We start from the raw sequence: 8027 nt of genomic DNA, 5'->3' as shown, positions 1-8027 counted from the left end.
CTCAACTAACTAACGACCTAGGCTAGATAGGGCGCGCATGACGATATCAATGTCTTTGTTTTCCAATTCAGCGATGATATGAAGATAGGTCTTTTGTGTGGTCGTCATACTGGAGTGGCCCAGTCGTCTAGCGACACTGGCGATAGAAGCTCCTGCAAAAAGTAAGATAGAAGCATGAGTATGGCGCAGACCGTGGAGACTAATCACAGGGATATGGACATGCTGGCAATGGCGCTCAAGACGCTTATTTGGTGTTGAATTCCAGATAGGACCGTGAACGAAAATGGGTTGATCTTCGGGTAAATCTTTGACGAGTTCACTAAATTGGATGACCGTTTGCCAGTCAATCGGAACCTTTCGAATAGATGACATATTTTTGGTCGGTAGAAAGCCCGTGTTTCGTTTGTAGTCCCAAGTTTTGGTGACACTCAAGGTCTGGTGGTTAAAGTCAAAATCCAGTGGTGTCAGTGCCAGGGCTTCTGAAAAGCGAAGACCAGTCTTTGCGATGAGGAGAATCATCCAATCCCAGTCGGGACTTGCCCCCAGCTCTAAGTCCTCCAGTAATTTATGAAGTTCGTACTGATTGAGGAATTTTTGTTTTTTAGGTCGAGGGGCTCGACCTTTGATAATGGCTTTGCGTGTAGGATCCTTTGCCACCCAACCCTCGTCTACACAGTCTAAAATCGCAGCCTTGAGTTGATGGTGAAAATCAAGCGTTGTTTGTCTTTCATGATAGTCAGCATAGTCATTCAGCAATTTCTGATAAGTGGTGCGACTAATCTCTTCTATTTTTAGCTTGGGAGCTAAGCGTCTGACCCACTGCAAGCTCATCTGATATTTTTGCAAAGTGACTCTTTGGACGGCCCCCTTCTTATAGGTTTCAATCCAATCCGCGTAAAACTGGTGAAATAACGAATGACTATGAAATGGTGCGGTAGACATATCCTTGTCCTCCTCTGTAAAAGTTGTATTGTGGTTTGGGATAGAACCACTTTCATTGTACTCCTTCCTTGAGATAGGAGCTGTTTTGAAGCCTTCTGATGTTCTCCACGGAATAAAGAAACCATCCCAGCTCGGAGAACTAGGATGGTGTGATGGACTAGTGGGAGTTAGGATTTCCTGTATCAAAAAATTGAAACAGAGCCATTCTTAAAACAGATCCCAGTTGGGATGAGCATGTTTTTTGACTTGGGTCATGTAAAAATGGATAGAGTGAGCCTCGGCTAGAAGACTTGCGAGCGTCGCGATGGCGATGACAAGCGTGGCGTTCGAAGCTAGCAACAAGGACAAGATATAGCTGACGAGTAGAGTCGTCAGTTGAAGGGCGTAAAAACTGGTAGGATAGCGGAGGTAGTCCTTGTTGTAGCGACCGTTGGCCAGAGTTGCCAGTTGCACTAGCCCAATTCCCAGATAAAAGGAAGTGGTGGCAAAGAGAGCGTTGGCACTGGGATCCTGAAGGAAACTCATGGAAACGGTGATGAGGATAAGACCGATAAAGATCGGATAGTGGCTATAGATGAGAAAGACGCCGCCGGTATCCAGACCCTCGTCAATGGCATGGTCAAACTGCCCAAAGTAAAAGAGAAAGAGCAGAATCATGAGGATAAAGTAGAGGACGGAGCTAAGAGAGAAGGTCTCAGGTGTGAAGAAATTCGCAAGTCCCATGACCATCTCGCCAAAGGTAATGATCACAAGGAGCGAAATCCGCTCGATCAGATGGGGGAAGTTGACACGAAAGGCATTGGGGGTCTGGTTCAGTGTTAGGGGCAGGAGAAAGGTTCCCAAAATCCCAATCAGAAAGACGGGGAAGGCCATAGCGAGGGGAAGGAGTGCCGCTAGATAAACACTGGCAAAGCGAAGCCCCGTGATCCAGAGGAAGCGTTTGAGAATGGGGCGGTCTTCTTGAGGATTACTTTTACGAAGGTATTCTACCAAGTATTGGAAAAAGAGGGTGAAGGAGAGGGTTCCGACTGCCCAACTAAAAGGGTAGAAATAACCTTGCCAGTCTGCTGTGATCATATTTGAAATCAGGAGCAGCATAGCCATATTGATAAACATGATGACCATGTTAAAGAGGGAATTTTTCCCATAACGATTGGTAAAAACGGTCTGGATCATCCAGCTATTGATCAGGATGATGAGGGTGATAAGAAAAGACAGGATGGATTCCCAGCCCAGCACTCCGTGATGGAGATGGTGGATGAGGGCTGTTGTTTTAGAAATAGCATAGACAAAAACGAGGTCGTAAAAGAGTTCACTGAACTCCACTCGCTTATGCTTGATAAGTGACGACATGAAATTTCCTTTCTGAAAATAAAGATGGGATTACTAGTCAAAAAGAGCCTTGATGTAGATGGAAAATCGACAAGAGAAGGCTCCTTGATACTTGGTATAAGTGCTGGTTGGAGAAGGTCTGGTAGCTCTGCTACTAACTGTGCGCTATTGGATTTTCGAGTTATACTCAATGAAAATCATTCGCAGCTTGCTTAAAGCAGGGCTTTGAGGTTGTCGATAGAACTGCCTAAGTTAGCGTAGTTTGAAGAGATTCTCAAGGGTATTAGTATTTGACAGGGATGGTTTTGATAACGCGAGCGGGATTTCCAGCAAGAACGACATTGTCGCCAAAGGACTTGGTGATAACTGCTCCTGCGCCAGCGACAACATTGTCTCCGAGGGTGACCCCAGGAAGTACGATGACACCACCGCCAGCCCAGAAATTATCGCCAATGGTGATAGGTGCTCCGTACTCGACGCCCGAATTGCGCTCCTCAGGATCCAAAGGGTGAAGAGGGGTCAAAAATTGACAGTTGGGCCCGATCATGGCATTGGATCCGATAGTGATAGGACAGACATCCAGCATGGTCAAATTCCAGTTGGCATAAAAGTGTTCCCCGACATGGATATTGACGCCATAGTCGGTGCAAAAGCCTGTCTCCATATGGAGGTGTTGGCCGGTGCTTCCAAACCAAGATTTGATGATCTCGCTGCGCTTTTGAGCATCCTGCTCATTATTAAAGGCGTTTTGATGTTGGCGCGATTTCTGAGCTAGCTGTCGTAATTCTGGATCGCTAGGAAAGTAGAATTCCCCTGCGATCATTTTTTGATATTCTGATTTCATGCTTGCCTCCAGAGCTTTCTTACTATTTTACCAAAAAGATGAGTATTTTGTAAAAAAATGACTAGTGAGGGTCGGCTTGCTGTCGTCTGGCAAAGTCCACAAAGCGAAACTTCTCCAATTTGTGCCGGCTTTCGGTGAACTGAAATTGGCGCCCGTCTTGGAGATAGACCTTGGATTTGACAGAAACCACATAAGGGTCCTTGCCAATATCCATGAGAATCTTGTCGTGATCGCGGGCCTTATCAATGGTGATTTCCTTTTGAGCGTAGGCGATGACTAGTTTTAACTCCCCTTCTAGATAGGCGTAGATGGACTGCTCTGCAATGTCACGGCTCAGTCTGGGGATCAATTCCATGTCCAGATAGTCGGTATCTAAAACAGAAACTTGGTCGTCAACGACCCGCTGGCGAACCACCTTCCAGACCAGGCGAAATTCTGGGAAACCAGTCAAGAGGGCCGTTTTTTTGTCAATGATAATTTTATCTAGGCTGACGACATTGGTTTTGGACTGGAGGCCCAGTTCTGTGACCAGTTCTTGGTAGCTGGTCAGGTTGGAAACGGGGAAATTGACCGTTTCTTCCTGGATAACCTGGGAACCTTGACCTCGGATCTTTCGGATGAGTCCCTCTTCTTGCAGATTTTTCAGCGCCTTACGAACGGTATCTCGACTGACGCCGTAGAGCGCCATCAACTCATGCTCGCTGGGAAGAAAGTTTCCAACAGGATAGGTTTCTGCTTGGATTTGCTGTTTAAGCTTATAAAAGATTTCTTGGTATTTTTTCATACAAATTCCTTTCTGAATTTGGATTTCCATCGATAAAAAGCCAACTTGTTTTTATTTTACCATACAAGCGTCAAAAATTTTATCAAAAACAGGAGAATTTTATCCAAACAAGTTGCAGACAAGTTTGGTATCGATTACAATAGAGTTATCAAGTCAATTACACATTGACCATAAGGAGACTCAAATGGGAAAATTTGAACAAGAAGCTAAAGATTTGCTGCTGGCAATCGGAGGCAAGGAAAACATCACAGCAGTGAGCCACTGTGCGACACGCATGCGCTTTGTCCTAGGCGATGATAAAAAAGCCAATGTCAAGGCTATTGAAGCTATTCCAGCTGTTAAAGGAACCTTTACCAATGCAGGTCAGTTTCAGGTTATCATCGGAAATGACGTGCCACTTTTCTACAACGACTTTACGGCGGTTTCTGGGATCGAAGGGGTATCAAAAGAAGCAGCCAAGTCCGCTGCTAAGAGCAATCAAAATCCAATCCAACGTGTCATGACAACCTTGGCGGAAATCTTTACTCCGATCATTCCAGCCTTGATCGTTGGAGGGCTGATCCTTGGTTTTAGAAATGTCCTAGAGGGCGTGCACTGGTCTATGCTAGATGGCAAGACCATTACGGAAGTTTCGCAGTTCTGGGCAGGGATCAATCACTTCCTCTGGCTTCCAGGAGAAGCCATCTTCCAATTCTTGCCAGTAGGGATCACCTGGTCGGTGTCACGCAAGATGGGAACCAGCCAAATCTTGGGAATCGTGCTTGGGATTTGTTTGGTCTCGCCTCAGTTGCTCAATGCCTATGCCGTAGCATCGACGCCTGCTGAGGTGATTGCAGCGGATTGGGTTTGGAACTTTGGTGCCTTTACTATCAATCGAATTGGTTACCAAGCTCAGGTTATCCCAGCTCTTCTTGCAGGTTTGAGCTTGTCCTACCTCGAAATTTTCTGGCGCAAGCATATTCCAGAAGTGGTCTCCATGATTTTTGTACCCTTCTTGTCCCTGATTCCAGCCTTGATTTTGGCGCATACCGTTTTGGGACCGATTGGTTGGACTGTTGGACAAGGCCTATCAGCTGTCGTTCTTGCAGGCTTGACGGGTCCTGTTAAATGGCTCTTTGGTGCTATCTTTGGTGCTCTCTATGCGCCCTTTGTCATTACAGGTCTTCACCATATGACCAATGCCATTGATACGCAACTTATTGCTGATGCGGGCGGGACTGGTCTTTGGCCTATGATTGCCCTTTCTAATATCGCCCAAGGGTCAGCTGTTTTTGCCTATTATCTGATTCACCGCAAAAATGAACGTGAAGCACAGATTTCATTGCCAGCCACTATTTCAGCCTATCTCGGAGTGACCGAACCTGCCCTCTTTGGGGTCAATGTCAAGTACATCTATCCCTTCGTTGCAGGAATGATTGGTTCTTCAATAGCAGGACTCTTATCCGTTACCTTTAACGTCACTGCTGCCTCTATTGGTATCGGTGGACTTCCAGGAATCCTCTCCATCCAACCTCAATACATGCTGCCATTTGCAGGTGTCATGTTGGTTGCAATCGCAGTTCCAATGATTCTCACTGTTTTCTTTCGTAAGGCTGGTCTCTTTACCAAGACAGAGGATGATACAGACCTTCAAGCAGAATTTGAAGCCCAGGAAGAGCCAGAATTTACCAGTCACCATGAAGCTGCTAGTGGGGAAGTGGTGAATATCTTGAGCCCTCTTGCTGGTCAAGTCAAAGCATTGAGCCAAGCGACAGACCCTGTTTTCTCATCCGGTGTCATGGGTCAAGGAGTGGTCATCGAGCCAAGTGAGGGGCGCTTGCTAGCGCCTGTCAATGGAACGGTTACGGTGCTCTTTCCGACTAAACACGCCATCGGCATCCTTTCTGATCAAGGAGTGGAGCTTTTGATGCACATCGGCATGGATACCGTGAGCCTAGATGGCAACGGTTTTGAAGCCCATGTGAGTCAAGGCGACAAAGTGACCCTTGGACAAGCTCTGATTAGCTTTGACATCGAGACGATTCACGCAGCTGGATTGGTCGCAGAAACCCCAGTGATCGTCACCAATCAGGATGCCTTCCAAGTGGAGATCCAAGGAGACTTGCCACGCACCATCCAACAGGGTCAGGAACTCTTGAAGGGAACACGGATTTAATCCAGACGATTAGAAAATCATCGCACGACCGCATAGGAAGTGGCGAGGAATCTGCTAATGATGAAAATCAGATCCCTTCTTTGGAAAAAATTAAAAAAGCAAATCAAGTAGTTGAAACGAACTAGAACAAGCAACCGGGGTGGTGGCGCAAGCCCTCCCCTTTTTAAAAAAGGAAACGAAGATGACATTTGATAAAACAAAGGTGGTCTACCAAATCTACCCAAAATCCTTTAAAGATACGACAGGAAATGGGGTGGGTGACCTCCGAGGCATTACCGAGAAGATTCCCTATCTAGCAGAACTGGGCGTGGATATGATCTGGCTCAATCCTTTCTATCCTAGCCCCCAACGGGACAATGGCTACGATATTTCAGACTATACAGCTGTCAACCCACTCTTTGGGGATATGGTGGATTTCGAAGAAATGATTCGGGTCGGAAAAGAGCACGGGATTGATTTTATGCTTGATATGGTGCTCAACCACTGTTCGATAGAGCACGAGTGGTTTCAAAAGGCTCTTGGAGGAGATCCCTATTACCAAGACTTCTTTTTCATCCAAGACCAACCAACCGACTGGGTCTCTAAGTTTGGAGGCTCTGCCTGGGCTCCCTTTGGCGATACAGGCAAGTACTATCTCCACCTCTTTGATGTGACCCAGGCGGATCTGAATTGGCGCAATCCCAATGTCCGCAAGGAATTGTTCAAGGTCGTCAATTTCTGGCGGGACAAGGGGGTCAAGGGCTTCCGTTTTGATGTGATTAATTTGATTGGCAAGGACGAGGTGTTGCGGGATTGCCCTGAAAATGAAGGGAAACCAGCCTACACAGACAAGCCCATCGTTCATGACTATTTGCGGATGATGAACCAAGCCACTTTTGGATCTGACGATAGCTTTATGACAGTTGGGGAAATGTCGTCCACAACCATTGACAACTGCGTGCTTTACTCAGCTCCAGAACGTGAGGAATTGTCCATGGCCTTTAACTTCCACCACCTCAAAGTGGACTATGAAGACGGCCAGAAATGGACCCTTGCAGCTTTTGACTTTGAGGAACTTAAGCGTCTCTTTCACACTTGGGGCAAGGAAATGAGCGAGCGTGGTGGCTGGAGTGCTCTCTTCTGGAACAACCACGACCAACCTCGGGCCCTTAACCGTTTTGTGGATATTCAAAATTTCCGTCAGGAAGGAGCTACTATGCTGGCTGCCAGCATTCATCTATCACGGGGAACTCCTTATATCTACATGGGAGAAGAAATCGGCATGGTTGACCCAGACTATGAGGGCATGAGTGACTATGTCGATGTGGAGTCGATCAATGCTTATCAATCGCTTCTGGAACAAGGAAAAACACCAGAAGAGGCCTTCAAGATCATCCAAGCCAAATCCCGGGACAACTCCCGCACGCCCATGCAGTGGGATGCGTCTCTAAATGCAGGATTCTCCACCGGGACTCCCTGGCTAAAAGCAGGCAAGTCCTATAAAGATATCAACGTTGAAAAGGAAATAGAGGGTCCTATTTTCAACTTTTACAAAGAGCTGATTCGCCTGCGCAAGGAATTGCCCATCATCTCAGAAGGAAGCTACCTGCCAGCCCTAGAAGAGAGCAATCAGGTTTACGCCTTTGAGCGTCATTATGAAGATCAAAAACTGCTGGTGCTCAATAATTTCTACGGTAGAGAGGTAGTGGTCACTCTCCCAGCCGACTACCAGAAGGGGCAGGTGCTCCTTTCCAACTATCGAGGGACAGAAGTGGCAGAAACAGTCACACTCAAACCCTATCAAACCCTGGCCCTTTATACAAAGTAAAGAATGCCAAAGAGTCTGCTTTCAGGCTCTTTTTTTGAAACGTAACCAAATGAGCAGGAAAGGTCAAACTAGTCAGTCGGGGGACTTTGTGGTATAATGGATACAGATAATACTCTTTCTAAAATCTCTTCAAACCACGTCAGCTCTATCTGTAACCTCAAAA

At 46.6% G+C, this 8027-nt stretch carries 6 protein-coding genes; 2 read left to right on the top strand and 4 right to left on the bottom strand.

The genetic code is table 11. From position 1 onward, the window contains the following. Positions 1-9: 9 nt before the first annotated feature. From SORDD15_RS06840 to treR, 4 genes are all read right to left on the bottom strand, one after another. Positions 10-942, bottom strand: coding sequence for a site-specific integrase (locus SORDD15_RS06840; protein ID WP_061415856.1), 933 nt, complete (start codon positions 940-942; stop codon positions 10-12). A gap of 207 nt (positions 943-1149) precedes the next feature. Then, positions 1150-2295 (bottom strand): low temperature requirement protein A, encoded by a 1146-nt coding sequence (locus SORDD15_RS06835; protein WP_061415854.1) that lies wholly within the window; start codon positions 2293-2295, stop codon positions 1150-1152. Positions 2296-2557: 262 nt separating this feature from the next. Next, positions 2558-3118, bottom strand: a complete 561-nt coding sequence (locus SORDD15_RS06830) for a sugar O-acetyltransferase (protein WP_061415852.1) — start codon at positions 3116-3118, stop codon at positions 2558-2560. A 61-nt stretch (positions 3119-3179) separates the two neighbouring features. Beyond that, the gene (gene treR, locus SORDD15_RS06825) at positions 3180-3902 is read right to left on the bottom strand and encodes a trehalose operon repressor (RefSeq protein WP_061415850.1); all 723 of its coding nucleotides are present in this window, start codon (positions 3900-3902) and stop codon (positions 3180-3182) included. Between the two features lie 184 nt (positions 3903-4086). Here treR and treP point away from each other — a divergent pair, with 184 nt between their 5' ends. Further along, complete coding sequence (gene treP / locus SORDD15_RS06820) at positions 4087-6057, top strand: PTS system trehalose-specific EIIBC component (protein WP_061415848.1); 1971 nt, start codon at positions 4087-4089, stop codon at positions 6055-6057. 181 nt (positions 6058-6238) lie between these two features. Next, complete coding sequence (gene treC / locus SORDD15_RS06815) at positions 6239-7864, top strand: alpha,alpha-phosphotrehalase (RefSeq protein ID WP_061415846.1); 1626 nt, start codon at positions 6239-6241, stop codon at positions 7862-7864. Positions 7865-8027 lie beyond the last annotated feature (163 nt).

It is taken from the genome of Streptococcus oralis (assembly GCF_001578935.1).
GTDB classification, from domain to species: Bacteria; Bacillota; Bacilli; order Lactobacillales; family Streptococcaceae; genus Streptococcus; species Streptococcus oralis_R.
Note: the sequence above shows the minus strand (reverse complement) of the source record. Positions and strands in the feature narration are given on the sequence as shown.